Source organism: Azospirillum sp. B21 (genome assembly GCF_008364825.1).
Lineage (GTDB): Bacteria > Pseudomonadota > Alphaproteobacteria > Azospirillales > Azospirillaceae > Azospirillum.
Window position 1 is genome coordinate 48,793 of sequence record NZ_VTTO01000013.1, and the last position, 14,543, is coordinate 63,335.

Consider the following 14,543-nt stretch of genomic DNA (forward strand, 5'->3'; position numbering starts at 1 on the left):
TCAGAAATCGGCGACCTTCCCGGCGGAAAAACCGGCGAAGCGGTCGGGACGGTAGGGCTTTGGATCGACGATCGGCGCTTGGTCGGTGACGAGGTCGGCGATCAGATGCCCGGCGCCGGGGCCGATGCCGAAGCCGTGGCCGCTGAATCCGGCGGCCAGGATCAGGCCGGGCAGGCTTCCCACCTCGCCGATGGCGGGAACGCCGTCGGGCGTGCTGTCGATGTAACCGCCCCAGGCGGCGGTGATCGGGGCCCCCTTCAGGCCGGGCAGCAGCGCCATCGCCCGCTCGTGGGTAAGGCGGATGGTGCTGCGGTCGGGGGTGGGGTCGAGAACCCGCACCCGCTCCATCGGGGTCGGGCGGTCGAGCCGCCAGCGCCGCAGCGTCTCGTGGCCGGAGCGCATCCCTTCCAGCCCGCCGGGCATCAGGCTGCGCCAGCGCCGGGTGAACATCGGCATGAATTGCGGGGCGAAGCGGGCCTGCTGAAGGGTCGGATCGACGCGCCCGCGCCCGCTGATCGCCAGCGTGTGGCCGCCGTCGCCGCGCCGGGTGATCGACACCGCGGCGGTGTGCAGGGCGTCGGGCAGACCGGCTGGGCTGGGGCCGACCGACAGGATCGACGAGCGGATGGAGGCGAGCGGGAAACGCACGCCGATCTGATGGCAGAAGGAGGAGGCCCAGGCTCCGCCCGCCAGGACCACCATTTTCGCCCGGATCGTGCCCTTCTCGGTGACGACGCCGCTGACCCGCCCGCCGCTGGTCTCCAGCCCACGCGCGGCGCAGCCCTGATGCACGGTGCCGCCCAGCTTCATGATCGCCCGCGCCACGGCGGGTGCGGCGCGGGCCGGATCGGCGATTCCGTCGGACGGCGAGAAGACGCCGCCCTTCCAGGGCCGTCCGGTGGCCTGCCCACGCTCGGCGGCTTCGGCGCCGGACAGCATGTGGGTGGTGACGCCGACCGTGCGGGCGAAATCGCGCCAGCGTGCCCAGCCCGCCAATTCCCCGTCGTCGTTGCTGAGATAGAGCAGGCCGCAGCGTGTGAAGCCGGTGTCCTCGCCGGCTTCGGCGGCGAAGCGCTCCCACAGATCCAGGCTCTTGGTCGCCATCGGCAACTCGCGCGCATCGCGGTTCTGCTGACGGCACCAGCCCCAGTTGCGGCTGGACTGTTCCGCCCCGACCTGTCCCTTTTCCACCAGGGCCACCACCAGTCCGCGCCGGGCCAGGTGGTAGGCCGCCCAGACGCCGACGATGCCGCCGCCGATCACGACGACGTCGGCCTGCTCGGGCAGGCGCGGGGAAGACGCGATGGTTTGCAAAGGCGCGGGCATGGGGTGGGTCTCCGGTTTCGGCGTTGCATCATCTAGCCATGGCACGCGGGTCAGCGGGCGCTGCTTTGTCCGTTTCGACGGCATTTTCTTCTGTCGATGCCCGCACGACCGATGCTTTGTTCTGCCGAAAGAAAGCCACTCGATCATCGACAGGCGGGCAGCGCGTGTTAAGCTGATATGGTCCGATCGACAGAATTTTCTGCTGTCGTCTTCCGTTCCCCCGCCCTCGAACCGGATGGGTTCCCCATGAAGCTGGACCGCATCGACATCAAGATTCTGCATCAGCTCCAGAAGAACGGCCGGATCACCAACGTGGAGTTGGCCGAGCTGGTCAATCTGTCGCCCAGCCCCTGCCTGATGCGGGTCAAGAAGCTGCAGGCGGAAGGCTACATCGAAGGCTACACGGCCCAGATCAACGTCAGCAAACTCGGCCAGACACTGACCGTCTTCACCGAGGTGACGCTGAAGAACCACCGGCAGGTCGATTTCGCCCGCTTCCTGGCCGCCGTCAAGAAGATCGAACAGCTTCTGGAATGCCATCTGGTGTCCGGCGGCTACGACTACATGCTGAAGTTTGTCACGTCCGGCATCGGCGAGTATCAGGAGATCATGGAGAAGCTGACCGACATGGACATCGGCATCGACAAGTATTTCAGCTACGTCGTGCTGAAATCGCCGATCGTCCGTTCCCACATGCCGCTGACCACGCTGTTCCAGATGTGAGGGGTCTCGCAGGGGAATCGGGCCGCCCGCGCGGCGGTTGGCCGCGCAGGGTGTGGCCGTTTACGCCACCCGCATCCGGTCGGCGTCGAGGTTCAGCGTGTCGAGCCAGGTCGGGTCCAGCTTCGGCACCGACGAGAAGAGCAGCTTCGAATAGGGGTGCTGCGGCTGCTGCCGGGCGGAGGGGATGATGGTCTCCACCGTCTGTCCGCGATACATCACGATGATCTCGTCGCAGATCGCCTCGATCACCGACAGGTCATGGCTGATGAAGATGTAGGAGAGCCCGAGTTCGCGCTGCAGTTCCTTCAGCAGGTCGATGATCGCCGCCGCGACGACGGTGTCGAGGGCAGAGGTGATCTCGTCGCACAGGATCAGCTTCGGTTCGGCGGCGAGCGCGCGTGCGAAATTGACCCGCTGCTTCTGGCCGCCCGACAGCTCGGCAGGCCGGCGATGGCGCAGGGCGCGCGGCAGGCGGACCATGTCCAGCAAAGCGTCGACCCGTGCATCGCGGGCCTTGCCGCGCAGCCCGTGATAGAAGGTCAGGGGGCGGCCGAGGATGTCCTCGATCGACTTGGCCGGATTGAGCGCGGTGTCGGCATGCTGGAAGACGATCTGCAGGTCGCGCAGCTGTTCGCGGCTGCGCTGTCGGGCGCTGTGCCACAACTCCCGTCCGTCGAATTGGATGTCGCCCTTGCTGGCCGGCAGGATGCCCGCGATGGCGCGAGCCAGTGTGGATTTCCCGCAGCCGGACTCGCCGATGATGCCGAGGTTGGTGCCGCGCTTCACCTGCAGGCTCACCCCCTTGACCGCCAGGACCAGCGGCTGCCCGTTCGATTGCGGCGGGCCGTAGCCGGCGCTCAGCGTGTTGATTTCCAGCAGCGGCACGGAATTGGTGGCGAACGCCTCCGCCGCCGCAATCCGGCCGCCGGTGTCGGGGTGAAAGGCGTGCAGCAACTCTTTCGTGTAGGGGTGGGTCGGGCGCGTCAGGATGTCGTCGACGCTTCCGATTTCCTGCACCGCCCCGTTCCGCAGCACCATGATGCGGTCGGCGATCTGGGCGACCACGGCCAGATCGTGGGACACATAGACACAGGCGATCCGGCGCTTGGCGGTCACCGCCTTGAAGGCGCGCAGAACCTCCACCTGGGTGGTGACGTCCAGCGCGGTGGTCGGCTCGTCGAAGATCACCACCTTGGGATCGCCGATCAGGGCCATCGCCGCCGCCAGCCGCTGAAGCTGGCCGCCCGACACCTGGTGCGGATAGCGGTCGCCGATACCGTCCGGATCGGGCAGCGACAGGGCGCGGAACAGGTCGACCGCCCGGCGGCGCGCCTCGTCCGGCGGCATCAGGCGGTGGATCCGCGTCACCTCGATGACCTGATCCATGATCGTCGCCGCCGGGTTGAAGGCCGCGGCGGCACTCTGCGGCACATAGGCCACGACCGTGCCGCGCAGGGCCGCCCGTTCCTTTTCCGACAGGGTCACCATGTCATGGCCGTCGACCCGCACCGTACCGCCGGAAATCCGGCAGCCGGGACGGGCGTAGCCCAGCAGCGTCATGGCGGCGGTGGTCTTGCCCGACCCGCTTTCACCGATGAAGGCGACGGTTTCCCCGGCGGCGATGTCCAGGTCGATGCCCTTCAGGATCTGGAACCAGCGCCCGGAATCGGTGGTGGCCTCGACCGTCAGACCGCGGATTTCGACGAGGTTCGTCATCAGGAGGCACTCCGATCCCGGATCTTCTGCGGAAGATTGTCGATCAGCAGATTGACGCTGATGGTCAGGGTGGCGATGGCCAGCGACGGCACGATCACGGCCGGTGCGGCGAAGGGCAGGCCGCCGATGTTCTCGCGCACCAGCGCGCCCCAGTCGGCAAAGGGCGGCTGAACGCCCAGCCCCAGGAAGGACAGGCCCGACAGCAGCAGGACGATGAAGACGAAACGCAGGCCCAGGTCGGCCAGCACCGGGCCGATGATGTTGGGCAGGATTTCCGACCAGATCAGATAAGGCAGCTTTTCCCCGCGGATGCGGGCGACCATGATGAAATCCATCGTGTCGATGTTGACCGCCAGCGCCCGGCTGAAGCGGTAGGCGCCGGGGATGTAGATGACCGACAGGGTCAGGATCAGCACGGGGATGGACGACCCGACCGCCGCCACCACCATCAGGCCGAACAGCTTGCTGGGAATGGAGTTGAGCGCGTCCAGCAGGCGGCTGACCACCATGTCCACCGGACCGCGCAGCACGGCCGAGGTCATGCCCAGCACGACGCCGGTGAAGCAGGCGATGGTGACTGCCGCCAGCGAGATGCCGACGGTGTAGCGGGCGCCGAAGATGAGGCGGGACAGCATATCGCGGCCGAGATAATCCGACCCCAGCCACAGGCCGGGCCGCATCGGGCCGAAATAATCCAGGTCGATCATTTCCCCCGCCGAATGGGGGGCGATGTAGGGGGCGAAAAGGGCGACCAGCGCCCAGAAAATGACGACGGAGGCGCTGACCAGCCCTACCGTATTGACCCGGTAGCCGGACCGGGCCGCGATGAAACCGGTGGAGGCCCTCGAGCCGGTGGAGGAATGTGTCTTCATCGGAGCCTCGGGTTCGACAGGATGGCGACGATGTCGGCGGTGGTGATCAAAAGCAGATACCCGAAGCAGAAGATCATCGCGCAGGACTGGATCAGCGGCAGGTCGCGGGTGGACACCGCATCCACCATCAGCTTGGCGATTCCCGGATAGTTGAAGATCGTCTCGACGATGATGACGCCGCCCAGCAGGTAGGACAGCGACAGTGCCACCGCGTTGGCGATCGGGGCCAGCGCGTTGGGCAGGGCGTGGCGCAGGACCAGCCGGGGGCGCGATGCCCCTTTCAGCAGCGCCATTTCGACATAGGGCGTGTTGAGTGTCTCGATCACGGCGGCCCGGCTCATGCGGATCATCTGCGCCGACACCACGAAGGTCAGGGTGACGACCGGCATGGCGTAGGCCCGGAGCAGGCCGGCGAAGCTGTCGACCTGATAGGTGAAGGACAGGGCGGGAAGCCATTTCAGATAGACGGCGAACACCAGCACGGCCAGCGTCGCCACCACGAATTCGGGGACGGAGATGATGCCGATGGTGGCGACGGTGACGATGCGGTCGTACAGCGTGCGCCGCCACATGGCGGCGGTGATGCCCAGCGTCAGCGCCAGGGGGACCGACACCAGGGTGGTCAGCCCTGCCAGCTTCAGCGTGTTGGCCAGCCGGCCGGAGATCAGCGTGGCCACCGGCACATTGTTGGCGTAGGAGGTGCCGAAATCGCCATGGAACAGCCCGGCGATCCAGTAGAGGAAGCGCAGCAGGGCCGGTTGGTCGAGATGCATGGCCGTGCGCAGCCCGGCGATCGCTTCCGGCGTCGCCGCCTGCCCCAGCAGGATGGTCGCCGTGTCGCCGGGCAGCAGCGTGGTGGCGAAGAACACGGCGAAGGACACGATCGTCAGCGTGACAAGCGCGATGAGCAGTCGACCGAAGATGAGGGACGGAACGCGTGATTTCATGCCTGTCCTCCGCGTGGTGAGGCGCCCCCGGAGGGGGAAACCGGGACGGGCGACAATGAGCCGGGCGCTGATAGGACGGGCGAGGTGGCCGGGACGGTCGGCCTTTTGGCCGAACCGCCCCGACGCTCCACCGCATCAGGCCGCCAGCCAGACATATTCGGCAAACGCGTAGCCCATCATGCCGCCCAGCGGGCTCGGGGCGAGGCCCTTCAGTTTGTCGCTGATGGCGTCCACGTTGGAGATGTAGGCGGGGATGATTGTGCCCGCCTCTTCGGCGATCATCACCTGCATCTCGTTGTACATCTCCTTGCGCTTGGCCTGGTCGAGCATGCCGCGCGCTTCGAGCATCATCCGGTCGAACTTTTCGGACTTGTACTTGCTCTCGTTCCACGGCGCTTCGGAGGCGTAGAGCAGGGAGAACAGGATGTCCGGCGTCGGCCGCGGGTTGATGTTGCCGAAATGGACCGGAGCCTTCAGCCAGTAGTTGCTCCAGTAGCCATCGGACGGCACCCTCTGGACGTCGAGCTTCATGCCGATCTCGGCGGCGGAAGCCTGGACCACCATCGCCATGTCGATGGCCGACGACGCAGCGTCCGATGTGATCACCGGGATGGATTGTCCCAGCAGGCCAGCCTTCTTGAACAGGGCCTTCGCCTTTTCCGGGTCGTGCGCCTTCGGTTTCAGCGCCGTGTTGTGGTACGGGTTGACCGGGGAAACCGGCTGGTCGTTGCCCACCTCGCCGAAGCCGCGCAGGGCGGATTTGACGATCTGCTCGCGGTTGACGAGATATTTCATCCCGTCGACGAAATCTTTGCGGCTGCCCGGTTCCATGTCCAGGCGGATGTTGAGGTTGGTGTAGTTGCCCGAGGTGGTCTTCGACAAAACGAAGCCCTTCTGACCGTCGACCAGCCGCGTGGAACGCGGGTTGATCGAGGCGGCCAGGTGGATGTCGCCGGACAGCAGCGCATTGACGCGGGCATTGTCGTCGCTGATCGCGAAGAACTCGAAGGAGTCGACGTTCGGCCCACCCTTCCAGTAATTGGCGTTGCGCAGGCCGATGGAGCGCACGCCCGGCTCGAAGCTCTTGCAGGTGAAGGCGCCGGTGCCGTTGCCCTTGGAGAAGTCGGTGGTGCCGTCGGCCACGATCATGAAGTGATGCATGGACAGGATGGTCGGCAGGTCGGCGTTGGGGCTGGCCAGCGTGATCTCGACGGTGGTCTTGTCCACCGCCTTGATCTCCGCCATCTGCGCGGCGATCTTCGCGACCTTGGAGCCGACGGCCGGATCGAGGTGGCGCTTCAGCGAGAAGACCACGTCCTCGGCCGTCAGCGACTTGCCGTCGTGGAAGGTGACACCCTTGCGGAGCTTGACCGTCCAGGTCTTGGCGTCGCCCGACTCCACGCTCTCGGCCAGTTCCATCTGCGGGATGCCGGCTTGGTCGAGGAAGGTCAGGCGGTTGTAGAAGGCACAGCACCGGACATAGTCGGTGGACAGCGACGCCTTGGCGGGATCAAGCGTGTCGGCGGTCGAGGCCGACCAGCCGGCGGCCTTCAGCGCGCCGCCCTTCACCGGCGTGGCGGCCAACGCCATGGAGGCGCGGCCCAGAACGAGGTCGGCGGCGGCAAGGGACACCCCGCCCGCCAGCAGCATCTTCAGCAGGTCGCGGCGGTTGGCCCCGCGCCGGATGGCGCTTTCGACCATGCTGTCGTCGGTTCTGGTCCAGGTTTCAGGCGTCTTGGTCATGTCTGCCTCACTCTGTTCGGGATTGTTTGTTCGTTTCTTTTTCAGCGCGCTCCGGTTTGGTCCGGTTACGCGGAGGCCGTCTTTGGTGCATCGGCAGCGTCGACGGCATCGGCCAGTTCCGCCATCGAGCGGAAGTGGAAATCAGGTTCGGTGAACTCGGCGGGCTCGATGGTGCCGCCATAGCCCTTCTGGGCATGCCGCCGCTGGATCCAGCAATTGGTCATGCCGAGGCGCCGGGAAACCCCGATGTCATGATACTGGCTCTGGGCGACGTGCAGGATGTCGTCCTTGCTGCCGCCGTCGCGCTCGACGAAGTCGAACACCTGATGGAAAAAGGCGGGGTCGGGCTTCTCGACGCCGGTATCGTCGGCGGTGAAGCCGGCAAAGAAGGGATCGCCCAGTTCGCGGGAGAAATGGGTGAAGGCCCAGCGCCGCGCATTGGTCATCGCGATCAGCTTGTACCGCTTGGCCAGACGCGCCATGGCGTCCCTGCTGTCGGGGAAGCCGGCCCAGGACGCCGCGGAATCGCGCAGGCGTTCGCCGTACTGAGTGCCGGCGGGCAGGCCCAGCTTCGGCGCGATGACCGAATAGACGCGCGCCAGATCATCGGGGAACAGGTCGGTGGCGTCGGTATACCGCGCCTCCCGGTAGAGGGTCAGCGCCGCCTCGCCGTCGACCGTGGTTCCGGCCTCCGCCGCGATCTTGGACAGGCAGTCCTTGATGCCGGATTCGAAGTCGATCAGGGTACCGACGACATCGAAGGTCAGATATTTGAAGCTCTGCAGACTCTTGGGCAACGCACCAACTCCTCATCAAGGACCGCGGGGAACCGTTTCGGTTCGGCGGGGCGTTTCAGGTTCGGCAGCATCGTCCGCCGTGGTTCTTCTGGAGGTGACCCCTCCGGAGATGGCCCAGAAGCCCGGTCTTCTTCCCATCCAGTGTGGTCCATGGGTTTGACGCGGGTCTCTGAATTTGGTTGCCGGACAGCAGAAAATGCTGGATACGCGGGTATTCGCAGATTCTTCCGCGGCCTTCCCTTTTTGGGTCTATCGCATGGCCCGGCGGACGTCGGGATCCTCCAGCGTCTGGTCGAGCGTGCGGGCCGTACGCTCGATGATCGCGTCGATGTCGTCGTCGGTGCAGCAGAGCGGCGGGGCATAGCCCAGGACGCCGTTTCCGAAGGCACGGATCACCAGACCGTTGGTCCAGGCCCGGTCGAAAATCCGGCGGGACGGTTCGGCGGCGGCGGGCAGGGGGGTCTTGCGGTCCTTGTCCACCACCAGCTCGATGGCGGCCAGCATGCCGCGCCCGCGCACGTCGCCGACCAGCGGATGATCGCGTAGCGCGTGGAGCCCGGACATCAGCCGCGCGCCGGCCTTCACGCCGTTGGCGAGCAATCCGTTCTCGTACAGCCGCAGAGCCTCCAACCCGACCGCGGCACTTACGGGGTGGGCGGAATAGGTGTAGCCATGGCCGACCGCGGCGTTGCCGGCGGCATCCGCGATGGTGGCATAAACCCCGTCGGACAGGAAGACCGCACCCATCGGTACGTAACCGGAGGTCAGGCCCTTGGCCGTGGTCATCAGGTCGGGGACCACGCCGTCGTCGGTGCAGGCGAACAGCGGGCCGGTGCGGCCGAAGCCGGTGATGACCTCGTCGGCGACGAACAGGATGCCGAGGCTGCGGCAGCGGTCGCACATCGCCTTCATCCAGCCATCGGGGGGCACCAGTACGCCGCCGGACCCCTGGATCGGTTCGGCATAGAAGGCGGCGACCCGCTCCGGTCCGCCGATCTCGGCGATCTTGGCGTCGAGTGCGGCGAGCGAAGCGGCGATGATCGCATCCGCATCGTCGCCCACCGGGTTGCGGTAGGCGTAGTGCGACGGAGTCTTGTGCTGCCAGTCGAAGGGAACGCCGAAGCCGGCATGGAAGGCGGGCAGGGCGGTCAGCCCGGCGCCGACGGTGGAGGAGCCGTGATAGCCCTGTTCGATCGAAATGAACTGGTCGCGCTGCGGCTCGCCCTTGGCCTGCCAGTAATAGCGGATGAAGCGGATGGTGCTGTCCACCGCGTCCGACCCGCCGAGCGTGAAGAAGACGTGGTTCAGGTCGCCGGGCGCGCGTTCGGCGAGCGCCGCCGCCAGCCGGATCGCCGGTTCGCTGCCAAGCCCGAAATAGCCGGTGGCATAGGGCAGTTCTTGCATCTGGCGGGTGGCGGCATCGACGAGGCTCTGCTGGCCGTAGCCGGCATTGACGCACCACAGGCCGGCGAAGCCATCCACCAGCCGGTGGCCGGACGTGTCGGTGATCGTCGCCCCCGAGCCGGAGGCGATCACCCGAACGCCGGCCTTCTCATGGCCGCGGTAGGAGGCGACGGGATGCACCAGATGGGCACGGTCGAGTTCGATCAGGGAATTGCTGAGCATGGTCCTCTCCGGATCAGCCGAGTGCCTGGCTGGCGAGCGCAAAAGTCGAAACGGGGGCTGCCGATGGGGGCGCAGCCGTCGAAGCGGGGCGGCGCATGGCGATGCCGCCGCCGACGTGGCGCAGACCGACATCGGCCAGCCATGGCCCCAGGCCGGTGTCGGCGGTGGTGTCCACCCGCAGGAATTTCCCCGGATTTGCGGCGATGATCGGGCCGATCAGAGCCTTGGCGCCGTCCGCATCGGGGGCGACCACCGGGCCGATGACCTGTCCGCGGCCGAAGTCGCGCAACGCCGCGAATCCGACGGGAGTGCCGTTCCGTCGCAGCAGCGTGAAGGACCCGACCTCGGCGAAACGCTCCAGCAGCAGGCCGCGGTCGGCGCCGAAGGCCTGCCGGTCCAGGGCGGCGATGGCGGCGGCGCTGTCGGTGCCGGCGGAGACGACGTCTTCCGCCGCGACCAACAACATCGGACCGGCCTCCCCCTGGTGCTGAAGGACGGTGCCGACCTCGCGGAAGCCCAGCTTTTCGTAGAGCGGCAGCCCGTCGGTCGTGGCGACGAGGCGCAGGGGGCGGTTTCCGGCCAGCGCCATGGCCTCGTCCATCAGGCGGCGGCCAAGGCCCTGCCCGCGCCAGCCTTCATCGACGATGACCATGTTGATGGTGGCCGCATCCTCGCCATAGGGCGTCATCAGCACCGTGCCGACAACTTTCGCCGACTCTGCGTCCACGGCGACCAGCCCCTGGCTGAGCGCAAGGTTCAGGGACCAGTCTTCCAGACGGTGCGGCCATTGCGCCTGCCGCGACAGGGCGAGCGCGTCCTTGAGAAATTTGCTCTCGAAAGCCAGACAGTTAGCCGTTCTCTTGGGAACTGTATTCTTGCTCATGGGCAGTCCTTTCACCCTCTGACCCAAGAGTGGGCGCACTGCTCCCGGACGTTTGTCCGAAGGCGGCGCCTGCAGCGATATCTTTCACCTTTGCTTCGGTGGCTGGCCGCATCTTATGCCGTGGCAGGGGCCGCCGGTCCCGCGGATGGGGCGCTCGTCCCCCCTTAAGGCCCCGTTCGGCGAGCGCCGGCGCCATTCCCCTCCCAACCAAATGCTGAGCGTCGAGACAGAAACGGAACTTTGTGCTTTCGCGCCGGGCAATTCGGTCAGGCCCGGTATCACGGCAGGGCTAGGATCATGGGGCAGGGTCGATCGCGCCCTCTCCCATCGCGCTCCAAATCAAGGAAGCAGCCATGAGCCAGTTTCGGCCGAAATACGTCACCTTCGATTGCCACGGCACGCTGATCAACTTTCAGATGGCCGAAGCCGCACGCGATCTGTACGGATCGATCCTCGACGAGGCGCGGATGACGGAGTTCATCAAGAATTTCGCCGCCTACCGTCTCGACGAGATCATGGGTGACTGGAAGCCCTACGCCGAGGTCGTGCACAATTCGCTGGAGCGCACCTGCAAGCGCAACAACGTCGTCTTCCGCGACGAGGACGCGCGCATGGTCTATGAGCGGGTTCCCACCTGGGGTCCGCACGCCGATGTGCCGGCCGGGCTTGCCAAGGTCGCCAAGGAAATCCCGCTGGTCATCCTGTCCAACGCCATGAACGACCAGATCCCGTCGAACGTGGCGAAGCTGGGCGCGCCCTTCCACGCCGTCTACACCGCCGAGCAGGCGCAGGCCTACAAGCCGCGCTTCCAGGCCTTTGAATACATGTTCGACATGCTCGGCTGCGGGCCGGAGGACATCCTGCACTGCTCCTCCTCCTTCCGGTACGACCTGATGTCGGCGCATGATCTGGGGATCCGCAACAAGGTGTGGGTCAACCGCGGCCACGAACCGGCCAACCCCTATTACGGCTATGTCGAGATCCGCGACATCTCCGGCCTGCCCGGCGTGGTCGGGCTGTAAGGGACGGATTTTTCGGTTCAGGCTGTAATGGGAAGGACCCGGGTCATGAAATTCGTCTCCTACTGGCACGACACCGCTCCCGCCTTCTCGGGCGGAGCCGAGGGCGCTGCAGAGGGTCAGTATGACGTCGCCATCGTCGGAGGGGGCTTCACCGGCCTGGGTGCCGCCCGCCAACTGGCCAAGGCCGGCGCGCGGGTGATCGTGCTGGAGGGCGGCCGCATCGGCGGCGGGGCGTCGGGGCGCAACGGCGGGCACCTCAACAACGGTTTGGCGCACAGCTTCATCGCCGCCAAGACCGCCCTGGGGACGGAGCGCGCCATCGCCCTCTACCGCGCCTTCGACCAGTCCATCGACACGCTGGAGGCGGTGATCGCCGAAGAGGGGATCGACTGCGATTTCCGCCGCGCCGGCAAGCTGAAGCTGGCCTCCAAGCCCGCCCATTTCGACGCCATCGCCCGCAACTTCGAGGTGGTGCACCGCGAGGTCGATCCCGACACCGCGCTGCTGACCGCCGAAGACCTGAAGGGGGAGGTCGGCTCGCCGTTCCACGGCGCGATGCTGTCGCGCAAGAGCGCGATGATGCATATGGGCCGCTTCGTCATCGGGCTGGCGGATGCGGCCAAGCGGCACGGCGCGGTGCTGGTCGAAAACGCCCCGGTCGGCGCCATCACCCGCTCGGGCGACCGCCACACGCTGTCCACCCCGCGCGGCACGGTCAGCGCCAAGGAGGTGCTGGTCGCCACCGGCGCCTACACCACGCCGAATTTCAGCCATTTCCGCCGCCGCATCATCTCCGTCGGCAGCTTCATCATCGCCACCCGGCCGCTGAGCGACGATGAGATCGCGTCGGTGGTGCCGGGCAACCGCACCTACGTTACGTCGATGAACATCGGCAACTACTTCCGCCTGTCGCCGGACCGGCGGCTGATCTTCGGCGGCCGGGCGCGCTTCTCGGCCACTTCCGACCAGCAATCCGATGCCAAGAGCGGGGAAATCCTGCGGGCAAGCCTCGCACGGGTCTTCCCGCAGATCGCCGGCATCGACATCGATTACTGCTGGGGTGGGCTGGTGGACATGACCAGCGACCGCTACCCGCGCGCCGGCTACCTGGACGGCCTGTGGTACGCCATGGGCTATTCCGGCCACGGGGCGCAGCTGTCCACCCATCTCGGCATGACCATGGCCGACGCGATCCTGGGGCGGGAGGACAAGAACCCGCTGAAGGGGCTGTCCTGGCCCGCCGTCCCCGGCCATTTCGGCAAGCCCTGGTTCCTGCCGCTGGTCGGGCTGTACTACAAGGCGCTTGACCGGATTCAGTGACGGTCGGAAAACAAAAAGCCCGGCGGGAGCGCATCGCTCCCGCCGGGCTTTTCGCTGCCCTTTGGCGTCACCCCAACCCGCCGATGTGGAAGGTCTTCAGCTCCAGATACTCCTCGATCCCCACCTGCGCCCCTTCGCGGCCCAGGCCGGACTGCTTGACGCCGCCGAAGGGGGCGACCTCGGTGGAAATCATGCCGGTGTTGAGCCCGACCATGCCGGCCTCCAGCGCTTCCCCCACACGCCAGGACCGCGCAAGGTTCTGCGTGTAGAAATAGGCGGCCAGCCCGAAGGGCGTGGCGTTGGCGAGCGCGATGGCCTCCTCCTCCGTCTCGAAGCGGAACAGCGGCGCCACCGGGCCGAAGGTCTCCTCATGGGCGAGCAGCATGTCGGTGGTGGCATCGGTCAACACCACCGGGGCGACGAACTGCGGACCCGCCACCGTCACGGTGGCGGCAGACGCGATGCTCGCTCCCTTGGACACCGCGTCGGCGACATGGCGCTCTATCTTGTCGACGGCGGCGGCGTTGATCATCGGGCCGATGGCGACCCCCGGTTCCAGCCCCGATCCCACCCGCATGGCGTTGACGCGGGCGACCAGCCGGTCGCGGAAGGCCTCATAGACGTTCGCCTGCACCAAAATGCGGTTGGCGCAGACGCAGGTCTGCCCGCCGTTGCGGAATTTGGAGAGGATGACACCCTCCACCGCCTGATCGAGATCGGCGTCGTCGAACACGATGAAGGGCGCGTTGCCGCCCAGCTCCAGGCTGAGCCGCTTGATGCCGTCGGCGGCCCCGCGCATCAGCAGCGATCCCACACGGGTGGAGCCGGTGAAGGAGATCTTGCGGACGGTCTCGTTCGCCAGAAGCTCCTCGCCGATGGCCTCCGGCCGGCCGGTCAGGATGTTGATCACGCCGGCCGGGATGCCGGCCCGTTCGGCCAGCACGCCCAGCGCCAGCGCCGAATATGGAGTGAAGTCCGATGGCTTGATGACCACGGTGCAGCCGGCGGCCAGCGCCGGGGCCACCTTGCGGGTGATCATGGCGTTGGGGAAGTTCCACGGCGTGATGATGCCGCAGACGCCGATCGGCTCCTTCAGAACGACGATGCGGCGGTCGGGGGTGGGGGAGGGGATGGTGGTGCCGCCGATCCGCCGCGCCTCCTCGGCGAACCATTTGACGAAGGAGGCGCCATAGCGGATCTCGCCGCGCGCCTCGTCCAGAGGCTTGCCCTGCTCCAGCGTCAGGATGCGGGCCAGATCCTCCAAATTTTCGATCATCAGCGCATGCCAGCGCTCCAGCAGGGCGGCGCGGTCGGCGTGGGTGCGCCGCTTCCAGGCGGGGTAGGCCTCGGCCGCGGCGGCGATGGCGTCGCGGGCGTCGGTGCCGTCCATGTCGGGAACGCTGCCGAGGGCGTGGCCGGTCGCCGGATTCCGGACGTCGATGGTCCGGCCGGCCGACCCGTCGCACCAGCGCCCGCCGATCAGCCCCCGTTCGCGGAACAGGGAGGAATCCGTCAGGTGATGGGTCATGGTTGTGTGTTTTCCGCTTCGGGTGAATTCAAGGCGACAG

General features: G+C 66.8%; 12 protein-coding genes. 3 read left to right on the top strand and 9 right to left on the bottom strand.

The window, feature by feature from the left end; all coding sequences use genetic code 11:
- Complete coding sequence (locus tag FZ983_RS24815) at positions 1–1,326, bottom strand: FAD-binding oxidoreductase (protein ID WP_149226421.1); 1,326 nt, start codon at positions 1,324–1,326, stop codon at positions 1–3.
- A 246-nt stretch (positions 1,327–1,572) separates the two neighbouring features.
- On the opposite strand from FZ983_RS24815, the gene FZ983_RS24820 reads away from it, so the two are divergent.
- A complete protein-coding gene (locus FZ983_RS24820) occupies positions 1,573–2,049 on the top strand; it encodes an Lrp/AsnC family transcriptional regulator (protein ID WP_014188581.1) in 477 nt (158 codons plus the stop codon).
- Between the two features lie 60 nt (positions 2,050–2,109).
- On the opposite strand, the gene FZ983_RS24825 is transcribed toward FZ983_RS24820, so the two are convergent.
- The 7 genes from FZ983_RS24825 to FZ983_RS24855 all read right to left on the bottom strand — a co-directional run bounded on the left by FZ983_RS24825 (position 2,110) and on the right by FZ983_RS24855 (position 10,633).
- On the bottom strand, positions 2,110–3,765 hold the full coding sequence (locus tag FZ983_RS24825; protein ID WP_149226423.1) for an ABC transporter ATP-binding protein: 1,656 nt from the start codon (positions 3,763–3,765) through the stop codon (positions 2,110–2,112).
- On the bottom strand, positions 3,765–4,637 hold the full coding sequence (locus FZ983_RS24830) for an ABC transporter permease (protein ID WP_149226425.1): 873 nt from the start codon (positions 4,635–4,637) through the stop codon (positions 3,765–3,767). Before FZ983_RS24830 ends, FZ983_RS24825 begins: the two co-directional genes overlap by 1 nt.
- On the bottom strand, positions 4,634–5,584 hold the full coding sequence (locus FZ983_RS24835; protein WP_149226427.1) for an ABC transporter permease: 951 nt from the start codon (positions 5,582–5,584) through the stop codon (positions 4,634–4,636). The genes FZ983_RS24830 and FZ983_RS24835 overlap by 4 nt, the downstream gene beginning before the upstream one ends.
- A gap of 135 nt (positions 5,585–5,719) precedes the next feature.
- Positions 5,720–7,327 carry an ABC transporter substrate-binding protein gene (locus FZ983_RS24840; RefSeq protein WP_149226429.1) on the bottom strand — a complete coding sequence of 536 codons (1,608 nt, stop codon included), beginning with the start codon at positions 7,325–7,327 and terminating at the stop codon, positions 5,720–5,722.
- 65 nt (positions 7,328–7,392) lie between these two features.
- The gene (locus FZ983_RS24845) at positions 7,393–8,124 is read right to left on the bottom strand and encodes an HAD-IA family hydrolase (protein WP_149226431.1); all 732 of its coding nucleotides are present in this window, start codon (positions 8,122–8,124) and stop codon (positions 7,393–7,395) included.
- A 249-nt stretch (positions 8,125–8,373) separates the two neighbouring features.
- A complete protein-coding gene (locus FZ983_RS24850; protein WP_149226433.1) occupies positions 8,374–9,750 on the bottom strand; it encodes an aspartate aminotransferase family protein in 1,377 nt (458 codons plus the stop codon).
- A gap of 13 nt (positions 9,751–9,763) precedes the next feature.
- Positions 9,764–10,633: a GNAT family N-acetyltransferase gene (locus FZ983_RS24855; RefSeq protein WP_149226435.1), complete on the bottom strand. Its 870-nt coding sequence runs from the start codon at positions 10,631–10,633 to the stop codon at positions 9,764–9,766.
- Between the two features lie 353 nt (positions 10,634–10,986).
- Here FZ983_RS24855 and FZ983_RS24860 point away from each other — a divergent pair, with 353 nt between their 5' ends.
- Together FZ983_RS24860 and FZ983_RS24865 are read left to right on the top strand one after the other, a co-directional pair.
- Positions 10,987–11,655, top strand: a complete 669-nt coding sequence (locus tag FZ983_RS24860; protein ID WP_149226437.1) for a haloacid dehalogenase type II — start codon at positions 10,987–10,989, stop codon at positions 11,653–11,655.
- Between the two features lie 45 nt (positions 11,656–11,700).
- Positions 11,701–12,975: an FAD-binding oxidoreductase gene (locus FZ983_RS24865; protein ID WP_149226439.1), complete on the top strand. Its 1,275-nt coding sequence runs from the start codon at positions 11,701–11,703 to the stop codon at positions 12,973–12,975.
- A gap of 67 nt (positions 12,976–13,042) precedes the next feature.
- Here FZ983_RS24865 and FZ983_RS24870 read toward each other — a convergent pair whose 3' ends face one another.
- Positions 13,043–14,503, bottom strand: a complete 1,461-nt coding sequence (locus FZ983_RS24870; protein WP_149226441.1) for an NAD-dependent succinate-semialdehyde dehydrogenase — start codon at positions 14,501–14,503, stop codon at positions 13,043–13,045.
- Positions 14,504–14,543 lie beyond the last annotated feature (40 nt).